The following is a 15,665-nucleotide window of genomic DNA, read 5'->3' on the forward strand; positions in this document are numbered from 1 at the left end:
CCGTAAGCCGGGCGCATCGCGCGTCGCGAATCTAACGCGTTGTACACACGAGGAATAAGCCGATGGAAAAGCACGCGAAGTATCAGCGCCTGATCGAGTTCTGCCAGACGCTGCCGGCGATGCCGACAGCGGTCGCGCACCCGTGCGACCAGAGTTCGCTGCAGGGCGCGGTCGAAGCGGCGAGCATGGGCCTGATCGAGCCGGTTCTGGTCGGGCCGCGCGTCCGTATCGAAGCGATCGCCGCCGAGCACGGCATCGACATCTCGGACTTCACGATCGTCGATGCACCGCATAGCCATGCCGCTGCCGCCGCAGCCGTGCAACTGGTGCGCGAAGGCAAGGCCGAGGCCATGATGAAGGGCAGCCTGCACACGGACGAGCTGATGGCCGAGGTGATTCGCCGTGACACCGGCCTGCGCACCGAGCGGCGCATCAGCCATTGCTTCGTGATGGACGTGCCCGCGTACGAGAACGCGCTGATCATCACCGACGCCGCGATCAACATCGCGCCGACGCTCGAAGAGAAGGTCGACATCCTGCAGAACGCGATCGATCTCGGCCACGCGCTGAAATTTGAAGAAGTCCGCGTGGCGATCCTGTCCGCGACCGAGAGCGTCAATCCGAAGATTCCATCGACAGTGGAAGCGGCGGCGCTGTGCAAGATGGTGGACCGCGGGCAGATCACCGGCGGTCTCGTCGACGGTCCGCTTGCACTCGACAACGCGATCAGCCTCGAAGCCATGCGCATCAAGAACATTGAATCGCGGGTGGCGGGACGCGCCAATGTACTGGTGGTGCCGGACCTCGAAGCGGGCAACATGCTGGCGAAAAGCCTGTCGTTTTTGGCCGGCGCTGACGCGGCGGGCATCGTGCTAGGCGCGCGCGTGCCGATCATTCTGACGAGCCGCGCGGATTCGCTGTCGACGCGTCTCGCGTCGTGCGCGGTCGCCGCACTGGTGGCGAAGGCAAGGCGCGAGGCCGCCAAGGTGGTCGGGTGATGCCATGTCGGATGTGATCCTCGTATTGAACGCAGGCTCGTCGAGCCTCAAGTTCCGGGCCTTCGACGCGCAACACGCGCAACTCGAGCTGATTCTGCGCGGCCAGATCGAAGCGCTTTACACGAACCCGCGTTTTCGCGCGACCGATCGCGACGGCAACGTCAGCTCGCACGAATGGGGCGACGGCCATCGCCTCGGCCATCAGGGCGCGATCGAATATCTGGGCGGCTTCTTGCGCGAGCACGGCAGCGGCAATCAACTGAAGGCGGTCGGGCATCGTGTCGTGCATGGCGGACAGCGCTTTACCGGCCCCGTCCTCGTGACCCCCGAGGTCATCGACCAGCTGGACAGCCTGAGCCCGCTCGCGCCGCTGCATCAGCCGCATAACCTCGCGCCGATCCGCATCCTTGCGCAACTGCGTCCCGACCTTCCACAGGTCGCGTGCTTCGACACCACGTTTCATCGCACGCAGACCGAGACCGCGCAGGCCTATGCGCTGCCCCCGTCGATTACCGACCACGGCGTGCGGCGCTACGGCTTTCACGGGCTTTCGTACGAATACATCGCGAGCGTGCTGCCGGAGATCGCACCGGACGCGGCGGCGGGGCGTACCGTGGTCGCGCATCTGGGCAACGGCGCGAGCATGTGCGGGATGGTCGCGGGCAAGAGCGTGGCCAGCACGATGGGCTTCACGGCGGTGGAAGGCCTGCCGATGGGCACGCGGTGCGGCAGCCTCGACCCCGGCGTGATTCTCTATCTGCTCGACGAGCTGAAGATGGATTCGCAGGCGATCGCGGACCTGCTTTACAAGGGCTCGGGGCTGCTCGGCCTGTCGGGCATCGGGGGCGACATGCGCGTGCTGCTCGACAGCGACGACCCGCGCGCGCGCTTTGCAATCGACGTCTACACCTACCGCATCGGGCGCGAACTCGGCAGTCTAGCCGCGGCGATGCAAGGTATCGACGCGCTGGTGCTGACGGCCGGCATCGGCGAGCACGCGGTCGAGATTCGCGAGCGCATCGTGCGCGACGCCGCGTGGCTCGGCGCCGAACTCGACGACGCGGCGAATCGGGCGAACGGGTCGCTGATCACTACACCTTCGAGCAAGCTGGCGGTGTGGGTCGTGCCCACCAACGAGGAACTGATGATTGCCCGTCATACGCGCGCTATCGCCCCATAGAGGAGTTTCATCATGTCTGTCGAGCAACCGCGTTTGATTCTCGAAGGAGCGAAGGCCCTCGTGACCGGCGTCGCCAACGAGCATTCGATTGCCTATGGATGCGCGAAGGCGTTTCGCGACCTCGGCGCGAGCGTCGCGCTCACCTATGCGAACGACAAGGCGCGCCCTTATGTGGAACCGATCGCCAAAGCGCTCGATGCCGAGATCTTCATGCCGCTCGACGTAACGGGCGAGAACGAAATGGAGGCCGTATTCGAGCGGATCGAGAAAACATGGGGGGAGCTCGACATTCTCGTTCACGCCGTTGCATGGGCGCCCAAAGCGGATCTGCAGGGCGGCTTGCTGCAATCGTCGCGCGAGGGCTTCCTGAGCGCGATCGACATCTCCTGCCATTCGTTCGTGCGGATGGCGCGCCTCGCCGCGCCGCTGATGAAAGACGGCGGCACCATGCTGACGATGAGCTACTACGGCGCGAACAAGGTGGTGCCGAACTACAACCTGATGGGCCCGGTCAAAGCGGCGCTCGAAGCCTGCGCGCGCTATCTGGCGTTCGAGCTCGGACCGAGAGGTATCCGCGTGCACGCGATTTCTCCCGGACCGCTGCAGACTCGCGCCGCTTCGGGCCTGAAGGATTTCGAGCTGCTGCTCAACGAAGCGGTGCAGCGCGCGCCGCTCGGCGAACTGGTCGACATCATGGACGTCGGCTATACCTGTGCGTTTCTGGCCACACCGTATGCGCGGCGCGTGTCCGGTTCCACCTTGTATATCGACGGCGGATTGAACATCGTTGCTTAGGGTCTGGAGGAGTAAGCATCATGGCTGAACTGTTTCTTGGAAACGTCGAGGAAAGCGTCTCCGACGAAGAGATCGGCGAGTTCCTGATTCGCTACGGATTCCCGCGCTTCAGCTCGATCCAGCGGGTGCCCGGCACGGGTTCGCGTCCGGGTGCGGTGGTCGTCTTCGACGACGTGCCCACGGACGGGCTGCGCATATTGCAAAGCCGCGTGCATAACCTGTTCTGGAAGAACCACACGATCGTCGCGCAGTTGCTGCCGGAGCGCGACGAGTCGTAACGGGCGACGGGAGCCGGAGATGGGTCTGTTGTCGTGGCTGACGAAGCGCAGCGCTGCCCAGGAGAGCGACGATCAGCAGGCGAACGAAATCATCGAGCGGATCGTCGGGCTCTCTCCGTCGTTGCGGCTCGCGCGCAACTATGCGTCGCGCCTGCGGCCCGCCGCGCAACACACGCTCGCCTATCTGGACCGGCTCGCCGATGAAGTGCCGCCCGCGCGCGAAGCGAGCGCGGCGGCGTGGGCGACCGACCCGTACATCCACGCCTTTTTCGCCACACCCGACGACGTCTGCCCGGTCTTCAACCGCTCCCACGAGCTGAATCAGTTCTTCAACGACCATCCCGTTGCCGACCCGGTATTCGCGGTGCTCGGCATGGCCTTCGATGAGCGGCGCGTTTTCGGCGTCGGCCAGCAAGGCGAGACGACTCAGACCGACCTCGCGCAGACGACCCTCAACTTCAGCGATCACCAGGTGCGCGTATGCGGCGAGTCCGAAGCCGCGTTGCGGCGTGAAATCGTGTTGCGGATCGTCGATCAGCTCGTGCTCGAGGGCCTCGCCAAGATCGAGGCCGAGACCTCGCGGCAGGACGAATTGCAACGCGAAAAGGCGCTGCTGAAAACGCGTCTGACGATTCTCGAACGGCAAGGGGCGGGCGTGCGCTCGTTGCTGGGCAGCGACGCGTCGTCGAACTACGCGGAGGTGGCGAAGCTACAGGCACAGATCGAAGAGAACGATCAGGCGCTGGCTGAGTTGGGCCTGAAGACCGAGGCGCTGGAGCGGCATCTCGACGTGATGTGCGGCGTACTGCAGGCGCCGGATGCGCATTTCTACGTGCGCAAGAGCAAATACCGGCTCGACCGGATGAACGTCGTCGTGGAAGACGGCGATACGCGGCCCGCGCACGAAATCGAGTTTCGCCTTGCGCATCTGCCGGCAAGTCCCAATGCGATGCGGGTGTTCTCGACGGTGCGTTTCCGACGCGCTGATTTTTCGCCGCCCCTCAGCGACCTCGCGCAAGCGCACCGCCTGATCTGACGCGAGCGATGCTCGCTATTTGCCGGCGACCGGTTCCACGGCGATGGCCACGGCCTCGGTATAGACCGCCTGCATCTGGTCGCCTTTCTTGATCCGCTTCAGCTGTTCAGGGTCCTGCACGACCAGATCCACCATGTTTCCTTGCGGGCCTTTCAGCGTGACCACGCCGCTCTGGCGATCGACCGCGATCACGTTAGCCATGATCGTGACCTGGCGCGAGGCCGAGCCGCCGGGTTTCGCGCCCGCCGGTGCGCGATCGAGCGTCTGGGTTTCGTTCGCCGTCAGCGGGGCGTTGCCTTTTTTCAGCATGAGGGTCAGTGCCTGCGAATACTCGGCCTTGACCACGTCGCCGACCTTGATCTGATCGAAATTGCGCGCTTCCTCGCCGACCACGACCTGCACGACCTTGCCCTTCGGGTCCTTGAGCAGGACGGTGCGCGTTTCCGGCTCGATGCCGACGACCGTCGAAGTGGTTTTGACCGTGCCCGACACGGTGACTCTGCCGGGCTCGCTCTTGACCGTGACCGGTGTCTCCGTCTGAGCGAACCCCGTATTCGCGACGCACACGAGCGCCGCCGCGATCATCAGTTTGCGGTTAATCATTCTGTTCCCCTAGCGTGATCAATTGACGGTGTAACCCCGGCCCGACATGCATGCGGCGAAAGCGCGATTGAACGTGTCCATCGCGCCCTGCGTTTGCGCCTGCGAATTTGCCGCGGCCGCGCGCCGGTTCTGCCGCGCGCGCGATCCGCCGACCATCGTGCCGGTCGCGGCGCCGATCGCCGCGCCCTTGCCGGCATCGCCCGCGATCGCGCCGATGATGGCGCCGCCGGCCGCGCCGCGCGCGGCGCCCTGCACGCGCTCGCCGCCTCCCACCGCGGGGCCGGAAGGCGGAGGCGGGGCGTTGGCGACCTGGGTCGGATCGATGCCGGTGTTGTTCTTTGCCCACCCATAGCAGGCCCCTTCGTCCTGCTGTTGTTGCTGCGGGCTTTGCCCTCTGGCCGGATACGCTATCGGCCTCGATTGCGCGATGCCTTCCAGCGATAGCGACGCCGTCAATGTGGCAATCAAGGCATATTTCGTCGATTTGTTCACGACAGCTCCTTGCGTGGGCACACGCGGGTGCGAGTCGCCGGCTGCCTGTTGGTTCAGGCGTGAGGGCGCAACCGGCACCCGTGAATGGGAATTCTGATGGGACCGGTTGCCGCGCGATGGATGCGCAGCAATGGCAGGTTCGCTTTCATCATGCTGTCGCGGGCCTGTCGCGCGCAATCGGACCAAGGTCGTATTTGCAAGATCGCTTGTGATTTCCAAACTGTATTCATGCAACAGGTGCAGGTCGTTTCCATTGCTTCGGAGAACTGTCTGTCAAAGATTATGGCCGTGGACTGCCGCGTAGCGATGCAGCCCGAGGCCGCTGACGAAGCGCAAGGGGAAGCATCGATGGACCGCGATTCGCGTGCGCATGCACGCACCATCCCGTTTGCAACGGCGCTCGACGAAGAGCCGAGGCGCGCGCGACGCGTCAGCCATGTGCTGGGCGCCGCGCTTCTGGCGTGCTGCGGCGCGTTCTCCGCTACGGTATCGCTGGCGCAGGCGCCGGCCGCGAACGCCCCGGCGAACGCGGTCAACGCGCCCATTCCCGCGGCGACGCTCGACAAGCTCGTCGGGCCGATCGCGCTGTATCCGGACGACCTGATCGCGATCATCCTGCCTGCGTCCACCTATCCGGTGGAAATCGTGCAGGCCGACCGGTTTCTCGATCAGTACAAGAACAACAAGTCGCTGAAACTCAACGACGCGTGGCACGATCCGGTGAAGGCGCTGTTGAATTACCCCGACATCGTCAAGAACATGAGCACCGATCTCGACTGGACGATCGATCTCGGCGAAGCCGTCGTCGCCGATCAGGGCTCGGTGCTCGAAGCGATTCAGCGCTTCCGGCGGCAAACGCAATCGGCGGGGCATCTGAAATCCGACGACAAGCAGGTCGTGGTCGTCGAGAAGGAAGTGATCAAGATCCAGCCGGCCGATCCGCAGGTGATCTACGTGCCGCAGTACAACCCGCAGACCGTCGTGGTGGCCAGTGCACCCGTGACCTACGCGTATGCGCCCACGCCATATCCGGCCTACTACTATCCGTACGCGCCCGGCGCCGCGCTCGCGACGGGGCTGATCTGGGGCGCGGCGATTACCGCCGCCTGGAACGGCGGGCACTATGAAACGCATTACGGGGGCGGCGGCAACAACAACATCAACATCAACCGCGAAAGAAACGTCGAGCGCGGCGATAGAACTGTTAACCGGGGCGACAGGAACGTCGAGCGCGGCAATATCAACAGCGGCAATGTCAACACCGGCGACATCAACCGCGGCGGTGGTCGCGGGCAGGGAGGCGGTACCTCCGCGTGGACCCCGGACAAGAAGCCGGGCCAGGTCAGCGGTATCTCGGATCGCTCGGCGCGCACGCAGCGGGTCGGCGATCCGCCGTCGCGCGGCGGCGGCGCGGGTGCTGGCGCGGGCGGTGGATTGGCAGGCGGCAACCGCGGTGGAGCGGGCGGCGTTGCCGGTGCGAACTTTGCCGGCGGCGGTGCCGGTGCTGGCGGCGGTGCCGGAGCCAACTTCTCCGGTGGCGGCGCTGGCGCGCAAGGGCGGCCGCAGCCGTCCCAGCGTCCGACCGCGTCGACGGGCGCACGCGGCGGCGATGCGTTCAGCGGCTACGGCTCGGCGCGCGACGCGCAAGCCAATAGCGCGCGCGGCGCGGCGAGCCGCCAGTCGGCGGCGCGTGGCGGCGGAGGCGGATACGCCGGTGGCGGTGGATTCGGCGGCGGTGGCGGCGGCGGATTTTCGGGCGGCGGGCGTGGTGGTGGCGGATTCTCGCCGCGGGCCGGTGGTGGCGGCCGCGGCGGCGGACGGCGATAAGGAGCAGCCATGAGCGGGCAGAGCATCACCGGAAAGCGCGCACGCGACGTTTCGCGGCGACGCGTGGCCTCATCGCGGCGGCTGTGCGCGATGGTGCTCGCGCTGTCGGTTCCGTTCGCGGCGTTCGCCGCAGGGCAGCGCACTTTCGCCACCCCGGAAGACGCAGTCGCCGCGCTGTCCAGCGCACTGAAGACCGACGACGAAGCGTCGCTCGTCGCGATCTTCGGCGAAACGCACAAGAGCCTCGTGGTCTCGCCGGATCAGGCAGAGAACGAGGCGAACTGGGCCAAGGCGAGCAAGGAGCTCGACGCCTATCACGTGCTCGACGACAGGGGACCGAACCGGCGGATTCTGCTGGTCGGCGACGAGGCGTGGCCGATGCCGATACCGATCGTCAAGGAGGGCGGCAGCTGGCGCTTCGCGACCGAAGAGGGCGAAGAAGAACTGATCAATCGACGGATCGGCTCCAACGAACTCGAAGCGATCAGGGTGCTGGAGGCTTATCTCGACGCGCAGCGCCAATATGCGTCGCGCGACCGGAACCACGACGGCCTGCACGAATACGCGCAGAAGCTGGCCAGCACGCCGGGCAAGCAGGACGGTCTCTACTGGCATACCGACGAAAACAGCGACGAAGAGGAGAGTCCGTTCGGCCCGCTCGTCGCGGCCAGCTCCGAATACCTGAAAGGCCACGCGGCGGGCGATCCTTACCGGGGCTACCAGTTCCACATCCTGACGCGGCAGGGCAAGAACGCGCCGGGCGGCGCGTTCAGCTACGTGATCAACGGCCACATGATCGCGGGGTTCGCGATGGTCGCTTATCCGGCGCAGTACGGCAAGAGCGGCGTGATGACCTTCGTGGTCAGCAACAATGGCGTGATCTACCAGAAGGACCGTGGCCCGCATGCGCCGCCGGTGACCGAATTCAACCCGGATCACACGTGGCAGCGCGTCAAGGGTTCGCTCTGATCCGCTCAGGGTCGGCGGTGGCCATGCCGGCGCCGCGCACCCGTGCTTCCGTCGGCTCCGCTTCCGTACTCGAGGCGCTACGTTGAACCACCCACCCAGCGTCACCGGCCTCGCGTCAGCCACGCCACCCGCGCGCGGGTGGCGCTCCGCGTTTCCTCCCGCGCAATGGCTGCGAAGCTATCAGCCGCGCTGGCTCGCGAAAGACGCGGTCGCCGGCGTGACGCTCGCGGCTTATGGCATTCCGGTATCGCTCGCGTATGCGTCGCTCGCCGGCTTGCCGCCGCAATACGGCATCTACGGCTATCTGGTCGGCGGCCTTTGTTACGCGCTGTTCGGTTCGTCGCGCCAGCTCGCGGTCGGCCCGACCTCGGCGATCTCGATGCTGGTCGGCGTGACGGTCGCGACGATGGCCGACGGCGATCCGGCGCGCTGGGCGTCGATCGCGGCGCTCACGTCGGTGCTGATCGCGTGCATGTGCGTGATCGGCTGGCTCCTGCGCCTGAGTTCGCTCGTCAGCTTCATCAGCGAGACGATCCTGCTCGGCTTCAAGGCGGGCGCCGCGCTGACGATCGCGATGACCCAGTTGCCGAAGCTGTTCGGCGTAAAAGGCGGCGGCGAATTTTTCTTCGAACGGATCGCCGTGCTGTGGGGGCAGCTTCCGCTGACCAACGTCAGCGTGTTCGCCTTCGGCCTCGTTTGCATCGCGTTGCTGCTGCTCGGCGAGAAGTTTCTGCCGGGGCGTCCGGTGGCGCTCGCCGTGGTCGCTGCGTCGATCGTCGCGTTGTCCGTCACGTCGCTGGGCAGCCGCGGCTTTACGCTGGTTGGCGCGCTCCCTCAGGGCTTGCCTGAATTCCGTCTGCCGGGGCTGCGGATCAGCGATGTCGACGGCATCATCCCGCTCTCGTTTGCGTGCCTGTTGCTCGCCTACGTCGAGAGCGTTTCGGCCGCGCGCGCGCTCGCGCAGGCACATGGCGACGAGATCGACGCCCGCCAGGAATTGCTCGGTCTCGGCGCGGCCAATCTGGCGGCGGGATTGTTCCAGGCGTTTCCGGTCGCGGGCGGGCTGTCGCAATCGTCGGTGAACGACAAGGCCGGCGCGAAAAGCCCGCTGGCGCTGGTCTTCGCGTCGCTGGCGATCGGCTTCTGTCTGATGTTCCTCACCGGACTGCTCGCGAATCTGCCCAACGTCGTGCTGGCGGCGATCGTGCTCGTGGCCGTGAAAGGCCTCGTCGATGTCCGCGAATTGCGTCATATGTGGCGCGTGAGCCGCTTCGAATTCGCGATTTCGATGGTGGCGTTCGCGGCGGTGCTGCTGTTGGGCATCCTGAAGGGCGTGATCGTCGCGGTGCTGGTGTCGATGCTGCTGATCATCCGCCGCGCCGCGCATCCGCATGTCGCGATGCTCGGGCGTATTCCCGGCACGCGCTATTTCTCCGATCTCGAACGTCATGCCGAAAACGAGACGATTGCGCATGTGCTGGCGGTGCGGGTCGAGGCGTCGCTGCTCTACTTCAACGTCGAGCACGTGCGCGAGACGATCTGGCGCATGATCCGCGCCGCGCCCGAGCCGGTGCGGCTCGTGATCTGCGATCTGTCGGCGTCACCGGTCGTCGATCTGGCGGGCGCGCGCATGCTCAAGGCGATGCACGTCGCGCTGCAGGCGGCGGGCACGGAGATGAAGATCGTCGGCGCTCACGCGGACGTGCGCGACTTGTTGCGCGCGGAGGGGCTCGAGGTTCGTGTCGGCCACATCAGCCGGCGCGGCTCGGTGGCCGACCTCGTCGACGCATTCCAGCAAAACGGCGATTTCGCGGACGAAGCGGGTCGCGGATGATTTCGAGGAGAAAACCAAATGTCACGTCAATTGCTTCCCGGCGCGTGCGCGCTCGCACACGACGCCGTCCACAGCCTCACGATCACGCAGTGGCTGACGGCGGCGGCGCTGCTCGCCAGCCCCGTCTTGTGCCATGCAGCGAACCTGAACTTTCTGAAGGACACGCCCGTCACCTACATGCACGAAGCCGACCGTAAAGCGCTCAACGATGCGGCGCAAAAGGCGCTCGATACGAAAAAGGATGGCGAATCGTACGAGTGGAGCAATGCGGGCACCGGCAATTCCGTTTCGATCAAGGGCACGGTGACGCCGCAGGATACGACGAAGGACGGCGATCGAACCTGCCGGACCGCGACGCTGACCGCGATTGCGAAAGGACAGACGCAAACCTGGACGCCGATCGTCTGCAAGACCGGCGATGGGCCATGGAAGGTACTGAAGAGATAAGCATCTGCGCGTCGCTCGATACGAACCATTTGCGCTGTTGATGCATAATTTGCCCAGCGTTTCGCGGCTCATGCACAAGGCAGACACATGGAACACTCTTACGCTAACGACGATACCGGCGATCTGATCCTGCTCGAACACGTCAACCTGAAAATCCCCAACCAGATTCTCGCGACCGCCTTCTACGTCACCGGCCTCGGGCTCACGCGCGATCCGTTCGTGATGACCGGGGTCGAGAATATGTGGATCAACATCGGCCGCTCGCAGATTCACTTGCCGCACGGGGCGGCGCAACGTTTGCGCGGCAGTGTCGGACTCGTGGTGGGCGAACTCGACGCGCTGGTGAAGCGTTTGCGTTCGGTCGAGCCGCTGCTCGCCGGCACCGGGTTCGGCTGGACGGAGCGCGCGGGCAGTGTCGAAGTGACGTGTCCATGGGGCAACCGCTACGAGTGCCTCGATCCCGTCAATCGATCCGCGTCGGCTCCGTGGTCGCAAATCGATCTGGGCATCGCGTTCGTGAAGATGGATGTGCCGGTCGGCAGCGCGTTGCCTATCGCGCGCTTTTACCGCGATATGTTCGATGCGCCCGTCGACATCGAAGAGAAGCATGGCTTGCACCGCGCGATCATCGACATCGGCACGCATCAGCAACTGCTGTATGCGGAAACGACCGGGCCCGTTCCTGAATACGACGGACACCACATCGCCATTTACACGGCGGCTTTTTCGGAGCCGTTCAGAAGGCTCGCCGAAAAAGGCCTCGTATATGGAGAGGAGCCGCATCAATACCGGTTTGCCGACCTCGTCGATCTGGCGTCCGGAGAGCGTTGCTTCAGGCTCGAGCACGAAGTGCGCAGCCTGCATCACCCGCTTTACGCGCGACCTCTGGTAAACCGCAATCCGGAACAGACCAACCGGAACTATCTGCAAGGGGCCGATTGGCGCGACGGGCGGTTCTGATCAGCTCCATGAGCGGTCTATTCAGTGGAAAAACTCATGAGCGTGTTCGACGAAGAGAAGATCGACTGCCATTGCCACGTGTTCGATCCGATGCGCTTTCCGTATCGCGACGACACCGCTTACCGGCCAGCGCAGCAGGAGGTCGGCACCGCCGCGCAGTTCGTGCGCGTAATGGATGCGTATGGCGTGCGCCACGCGCTGCTGGTCGGCCCGACGAGCGGCTATCGCACCGACAACCGCTGCCTGCTCGATGCGCTCGAAACATACGACGCACGTTTGCGCGGTATTGCGGTGGTCGATAACGGCATAGGCCGCGGAGAGCTCGCCGCGTTACGGCGGGCAGGGGTGGTCGGCGTCGCGTTCAATCCGGCGATGGAGGGCATCGACCTGGTGCTCGAAGCGGGCGCGCTATTCGGCATGCTGGCCGACCTCGGCATGGTCGCGCAGATCCAGGTCGCGGGCGACCAGATGACGGCGCTCGGCCCCTGGCTCGCGCGGCAGCCGGCCGCGATCGTCGTCGATCACTGCGGGCGCCCGAACGTCGCGGAGGGCATTGCGCAGGCCGGCTTCGACGCGCTGCTGCGGCTCGCGGACAGCGGCCGGGCCAGCGTGAAGCTGTCGGGCTGGCAGAAGTATTCGCGCGCCCCGCATCCCTACGAGGACATCTGGCCGTACGCTCAGGCGCTGTTGCGCGCGTTCGGGCCGGAGCACTGCGTGTGGGGTTCGGACTGGCCGTTTCTACGCGCGCCGGAACGGCTCGACTACGGTCCGCTGCTGACGATGTTCGAGACGCTCGTGCCCGACGCGAAACTGCGGCGGCAGATCCAGTGGGAAACGCCACGCCGGCTGTTCGGTTTCGACGCGTAGTCCACTCGCCGCAACGTAGGTGAAAACGATGACCAGCGCGACAGTGACTGGCGACAACGGTGCGCGTCAATCGCTTGCTACTCCTTAACGCTTTACTCTAGAAAATCCACAACACATCGCCTACCCTTAATCGAGCCGGTTTGCCGCGGACCCGTGCATCACTTCTCCCCTCTGCGAAGCCGACCCGTCCTGACAAAGCTAAACAACGATTCGAAGCCGTACGCTTTCGTTGTCTGCGAGGGTTGCGCCATCGTGTTCTTTCACGCTGTCGTCCGCGTGGATCCATGTCGCGCTCCTGCGCTGCAATTCATAGGGATATAAAAAGCTAGGAGACGCTCATGCCATTCAACCGTATTCAGGGAATTGTCGGCCTGCCACTGCTCGCCATCGCGTTCGGCTTGCCCGCGGCTCATGCCGCCGACGAAGTACAGAACAGCACGACCACCACCGCCGCGCCGGTGCCCTCGACGCTTCAGCCCGTCACCCAGGATCAGCTCGATCGCGCCGGCAGCATGACGGCGGTCTGGCTGCATTCGAACGGCTCGTATGCGCAGACCCGCTATTACCCGGGCTCGCAGATCAACAGGACGAACGTCGCGAAGCTCAAACCGGTGTTCATCTTCCAGACGGCCGTCAACGAATCGATGGAAACGGCGCCGATCGTGAAGGACGGCGTAATGTTCCTGACCACGTCGTTCAATCACGTGTACGCGATCGATGCGAAGACGGGCAAGGAGTATTGGCATTACAAGCACAAGATGGGTCCGGTCACGACGTTCTGTTGCGGGCCCAACAACCGTGGCGTCGCGATTTCGGGTGACCGGCTCTATATGGGCACGCTCGACTCCAAGCTCGTCGCGCTCGACGCCAAAACCGGCAACGTGCTGTGGCAAACCCAGATCGCCGATCCCGACCAGGGCTACTCGGAAACGATGGCGCCGGCGGTCGTCGACGGCAAGGTGCTGATTGGCACGAACGGCGGCGAGTACGGCATTCGCGGCTTCGTGAAGGCGTACGACGCGAATTCCGGCCAGTTGCTGTGGACTTTCTACACGATTCCCGAAACCGGCCAGGAAGGCGTGTGGGCGACCAAAGACGCGACCGGCCGCGACGAGAAGCGCGACATCGACGCAGAGAAGAAGCAGCTGGCCGACAAGGGCGGCGACTTCTACAAGACGCTCGGCGGCGGCGTGTGGATGACGCCGGCGATCGACCGGAAAACGAACACGGTGTACTTCATGGTCGGCAATCCGTCGCCGGACCTGTACGGCGCGATCCGGCCGGGAGACAACCTCTATACGGACTCGCTCGTCGCGATCGATCTCGACACCGGCAAGTACAAATGGCACTACCAGTACGTGCCGCACGACGTCTGGGACCTCGACGCGGTGAGCCCGCCGGTGCTGATCGACGTGCGCGACAACGACGGCAAGATGGTCCCCGGCATCGTGCATGCGGGCAAGACCGGTCACGTGTACGTGCATGATCGTGCGACCGGCCGTCTGATCCGCTTCTCGCAGGCGATGATTCCGCAGGAAAACATGTGGACCCTGCCGACCGCGTCCGGCGCGCGCATGTTGCCGGGCGCGAACGGCGGCGTCGAATGGTCGCCGATCGCCTTCGATCCGCAGACGCGTCTCGTCTACGCGGCCAACCTGCATCAGCCGATGACGTACCAGGTCGAGGACGCCGCCTATCCGGGCGGCAGCAAGCTGTGGCTCGGCGGCGCGTTCAAGGTGATCCCGTCCGAGGCGCAATGGGGCAAGCTGTCGGCCGTCAACGTCGACACCGGCAAGATCGCGTGGGACTACAAGACCGACCAGCCGCTGATCGGCGGCGTGCTCGCGACGGCGGGCGGTCTCGTGTTCAACGGCGAGGGCAACGGCCTGTTCCGCGCGTTCGATGCCGCGAACGGCAAGAAGCTATGGGAGTTCCAGTGCGGCGCGGGCGTCAACGCACCGGCCGTGTCGTACACGCTCGACGGCAAGCAATACGTGGCGGTCGCGGCGGGCGGCAATACGCAGCTCGACTACAAGCGCGGCAATAGCGTCATCGTGTTCGCGGTGCCATGAGGGGGCCGGCGCCGCGGGGAGCGCCGGGTGGGGCGCGCGCTGCATGGATCGCGCTGCTGTGCGGCGGATTGATCGCCGCGTGGCTGCCGTCGCGCGCGCGCGCCGACGCCGAGGCGGGCAAGGCGAAAGCGCAGGTGTGCGTGGCCTGTCATGGGCCGATGGGCAATTCGACCAATCCGGACTATCCGATTCTGGCCGGCCAAACCGCGCGCTATATATATCTGGAACTGAAGGACTTCAAGCAGGGACGGCGCAGCGATCCGCGCATGTCGCCGATGGCGGCGAACCTGTCGGCAGAGGACATGCAGGACCTCGCCGACTACTTTGCCGCGCAGAAGCCCATATCGGTGCCGTTCAAATCGGATGGCGCGAGCATCGAAGCGGGCAGCAAGAAGGCCGCCGAGGTGTTGTGCACGATGTGCCACCTGGGCGGCTTCTCCGGGCAGAACGAGATTCCGCGCGTCGCGGGCCAGCATTATCAGTACATCGTCAAGCAGTTGCAGGACTTCCGCTCGCACACGCGCACCAACGATGCGGGCAACATGACGAGCGTGACGCGTAATCTGACCGACGACGACATCCATCATCTGGCCGCCTATATCAACAATCTGCAGTAGCACGGGGGAGACACCATGACTGATATGTTCAATCGGCCACTTGTGGTCGCCGTTCTGCTCGCCGCCGCATTCGCCGCCGCGTCCGGCGCTTGCATGCCGGCGCTCGCGCAGGACCAGGGGGAAATCAACCGCCAACTGCTCGCGGCCGCGAAGGACGACGATCAGCAGTCGGTCGTCGCGGCGCTGCAGCGCGGCGCGTCGGTCGATGCGATGAACCGGATCGGCGATACCGCGCTCGTCACCGCGTGCAAGAAGGGCGATACGGCGATGGCGCGCACGCTGATCGAACGCGGCGCGAACGTGCAGCACGCGAACGCGCCCGGCGATACGCCGCTGATGGCCGCCGCCTACGGCGGCTTCGACGAGATCGTCGCGCTGCTGCTCGCGCATGGCGCCGATCCGCTCGCGACCGATCGCGTCGGCAAGACCGCGATGGAATACGCGGCGGGCGAGGGGCAAACGAAGGTCGTGGGTCAATTGCTCGATGCCGGCGTCGACGTGAACCGGACCTACAAGAACGATCTGACCGCGCTGATGTGGGCGGCCGGCTACGATCGCGCGGAGACCGCCCAGCTGTTGCTCGCGCGTGGCGCGAACCAGTCGTTGAAGGACAACCGGGGGATGACGGCGAAAGATATCGCGGTGCAGACGAAGTCGGCGCGGGTCGCGGGGTTGTTGTCGGCGAGTTAG

16 protein-coding genes are annotated in these 15,665 nt (G+C 65.1%); 14 read left to right on the forward strand and 2 right to left on the reverse strand.

Features of this window, described 5'->3' with window-relative positions; translation table 11 throughout:
- Nucleotides 1–62: 62 nt before the first annotated feature.
- Genes QFZ94_RS11185 through QFZ94_RS11205 form a run of 5 tightly spaced genes read left to right on the forward strand, consistent with a single transcriptional unit; the run spans nt 63 to nt 4,287 of the window.
- Complete coding sequence (locus QFZ94_RS11185) at nt 63–998, forward strand: phosphate acetyltransferase (protein WP_368581993.1); 936 nt, start codon at nt 63–65, stop codon at nt 996–998.
- A gap of 4 nt (nt 999–1,002) precedes the next feature.
- Nucleotides 1,003–2,178, forward strand: a complete 1,176-nt coding sequence (locus tag QFZ94_RS11190; RefSeq protein WP_429456865.1) for an acetate/propionate family kinase — start codon at nt 1,003–1,005, stop codon at nt 2,176–2,178.
- A 12-nt stretch (nt 2,179–2,190) separates the two neighbouring features.
- The gene (gene fabI, locus QFZ94_RS11195; protein ID WP_368581991.1) at nt 2,191–2,973 is read left to right on the forward strand and encodes an enoyl-ACP reductase FabI; all 783 of its coding nucleotides are present in this window, start codon (nt 2,191–2,193) and stop codon (nt 2,971–2,973) included.
- 20 nt (nt 2,974–2,993) lie between these two features.
- Complete coding sequence (locus QFZ94_RS11200) at nt 2,994–3,251, forward strand: RNA-binding protein (protein ID WP_176107432.1); 258 nt, start codon at nt 2,994–2,996, stop codon at nt 3,249–3,251.
- Nucleotides 3,252–3,270: 19 nt separating this feature from the next.
- Entirely contained in the window at nt 3,271–4,287 is a 1,017-nt protein-coding gene (locus tag QFZ94_RS11205; RefSeq protein ID WP_429456867.1) for a hypothetical protein, read from the forward strand.
- Between the two features lie 15 nt (nt 4,288–4,302).
- On the opposite strand, the gene QFZ94_RS11210 is transcribed toward QFZ94_RS11205, so the two are convergent.
- Both QFZ94_RS11210 and QFZ94_RS11215 read right to left on the reverse strand, forming a co-directional pair.
- Nucleotides 4,303–4,890 carry a hypothetical protein gene (locus tag QFZ94_RS11210; protein ID WP_429456869.1) on the reverse strand — a complete coding sequence of 196 codons (588 nt, stop codon included), beginning with the start codon at nt 4,888–4,890 and terminating at the stop codon, nt 4,303–4,305.
- An 18-nt stretch (nt 4,891–4,908) separates the two neighbouring features.
- Entirely contained in the window at nt 4,909–5,382 is a 474-nt protein-coding gene (locus tag QFZ94_RS11215) for a glycine zipper family protein (protein ID WP_429456871.1), read from the reverse strand.
- A gap of 348 nt (nt 5,383–5,730) precedes the next feature.
- Here QFZ94_RS11215 and QFZ94_RS11220 point away from each other — a divergent pair, with 348 nt between their 5' ends.
- The 9 genes from QFZ94_RS11220 to QFZ94_RS11260 all read left to right on the forward strand — a co-directional run bounded on the left by QFZ94_RS11220 (nt 5,731) and on the right by QFZ94_RS11260 (nt 15,665).
- The gene (locus tag QFZ94_RS11220; protein WP_429456873.1) at nt 5,731–7,209 is read left to right on the forward strand and encodes a DUF3300 domain-containing protein; all 1,479 of its coding nucleotides are present in this window, start codon (nt 5,731–5,733) and stop codon (nt 7,207–7,209) included.
- Between the two features lie 9 nt (nt 7,210–7,218).
- Complete coding sequence (locus tag QFZ94_RS11225) at nt 7,219–8,178, forward strand: DUF2950 domain-containing protein (protein WP_368581986.1); 960 nt, start codon at nt 7,219–7,221, stop codon at nt 8,176–8,178.
- Nucleotides 8,179–8,260: 82 nt separating this feature from the next.
- The gene (locus QFZ94_RS11230) at nt 8,261–10,012 is read left to right on the forward strand and encodes a SulP family inorganic anion transporter (protein WP_368581985.1); all 1,752 of its coding nucleotides are present in this window, start codon (nt 8,261–8,263) and stop codon (nt 10,010–10,012) included.
- Nucleotides 10,013–10,030: 18 nt separating this feature from the next.
- Nucleotides 10,031–10,459, forward strand: coding sequence for an RT0821/Lpp0805 family surface protein (locus QFZ94_RS11235; protein WP_368581984.1), 429 nt, complete (start codon nt 10,031–10,033; stop codon nt 10,457–10,459).
- A gap of 87 nt (nt 10,460–10,546) precedes the next feature.
- A complete protein-coding gene (locus tag QFZ94_RS11240) occupies nt 10,547–11,419 on the forward strand; it encodes a VOC family protein (protein ID WP_429456875.1) in 873 nt (290 codons plus the stop codon).
- Nucleotides 11,420–11,455: 36 nt separating this feature from the next.
- Nucleotides 11,456–12,286 (forward strand): amidohydrolase family protein, encoded by an 831-nt coding sequence (locus QFZ94_RS11245; RefSeq protein WP_429456877.1) that lies wholly within the window; start codon nt 11,456–11,458, stop codon nt 12,284–12,286.
- Between the two features lie 338 nt (nt 12,287–12,624).
- Nucleotides 12,625–14,358 carry a pyrroloquinoline quinone-dependent dehydrogenase gene (locus QFZ94_RS11250; protein ID WP_429456879.1) on the forward strand — a complete coding sequence of 578 codons (1,734 nt, stop codon included), beginning with the start codon at nt 12,625–12,627 and terminating at the stop codon, nt 14,356–14,358.
- Entirely contained in the window at nt 14,355–14,975 is a 621-nt protein-coding gene (locus QFZ94_RS11255) for a c-type cytochrome (protein WP_429456881.1), read from the forward strand. The genes QFZ94_RS11250 and QFZ94_RS11255 overlap by 4 nt, the downstream gene beginning before the upstream one ends.
- Before the next feature lie 15 nt (nt 14,976–14,990).
- Nucleotides 14,991–15,665 (forward strand): ankyrin repeat domain-containing protein, encoded by a 675-nt coding sequence (locus tag QFZ94_RS11260; protein WP_410842445.1) that lies wholly within the window; start codon nt 14,991–14,993, stop codon nt 15,663–15,665.

It is taken from the genome of Paraburkholderia sp. JPY465, assembly GCF_050436725.1.
Taxonomy (GTDB): domain Bacteria; phylum Pseudomonadota; class Gammaproteobacteria; order Burkholderiales; family Burkholderiaceae; genus Paraburkholderia; species Paraburkholderia youngii.

Bases quoted from the DNA above. Each gene is read 5' to 3' on its own strand.
- QFZ94_RS11185 (WP_368581993.1), top strand. From the start codon at position 63: ATGGAAAAGCACGCGAAGTATCAGCGCCTGATCGAGTTCTGCCAGACG.
- QFZ94_RS11190 (WP_429456865.1), top strand. From the start codon at position 1,003: ATGTCGGATGTGATCCTCGTATTGAACGCAGGCTCGTCGAGCCTCAAG.
- fabI (WP_368581991.1), top strand. From the start codon at position 2,191: ATGTCTGTCGAGCAACCGCGTTTGATTCTCGAAGGAGCGAAGGCCCTC.
- QFZ94_RS11200 (WP_176107432.1), top strand. From the start codon at position 2,994: ATGGCTGAACTGTTTCTTGGAAACGTCGAGGAAAGCGTCTCCGACGAA.
- QFZ94_RS11205 (WP_429456867.1), top strand. From the start codon at position 3,271: ATGGGTCTGTTGTCGTGGCTGACGAAGCGCAGCGCTGCCCAGGAGAGC.
- QFZ94_RS11210 (WP_429456869.1), bottom strand. From the start codon at position 4,890: ATGATTAACCGCAAACTGATGATCGCGGCGGCGCTCGTGTGCGTCGCG.
- QFZ94_RS11220 (WP_429456873.1), top strand. From the start codon at position 5,731: ATGGACCGCGATTCGCGTGCGCATGCACGCACCATCCCGTTTGCAACG.
- QFZ94_RS11225 (WP_368581986.1), top strand. From the start codon at position 7,219: ATGAGCGGGCAGAGCATCACCGGAAAGCGCGCACGCGACGTTTCGCGG.
- QFZ94_RS11235 (WP_368581984.1), top strand. From the start codon at position 10,031: ATGTCACGTCAATTGCTTCCCGGCGCGTGCGCGCTCGCACACGACGCC.
- QFZ94_RS11240 (WP_429456875.1), top strand. From the start codon at position 10,547: ATGGAACACTCTTACGCTAACGACGATACCGGCGATCTGATCCTGCTC.
- QFZ94_RS11245 (WP_429456877.1), top strand. From the start codon at position 11,456: ATGAGCGTGTTCGACGAAGAGAAGATCGACTGCCATTGCCACGTGTTC.
- QFZ94_RS11250 (WP_429456879.1), top strand. From the start codon at position 12,625: ATGCCATTCAACCGTATTCAGGGAATTGTCGGCCTGCCACTGCTCGCC.
- QFZ94_RS11255 (WP_429456881.1), top strand. From the start codon at position 14,355: ATGAGGGGGCCGGCGCCGCGGGGAGCGCCGGGTGGGGCGCGCGCTGCA.
- QFZ94_RS11260 (WP_410842445.1), top strand. From the start codon at position 14,991: ATGACTGATATGTTCAATCGGCCACTTGTGGTCGCCGTTCTGCTCGCC.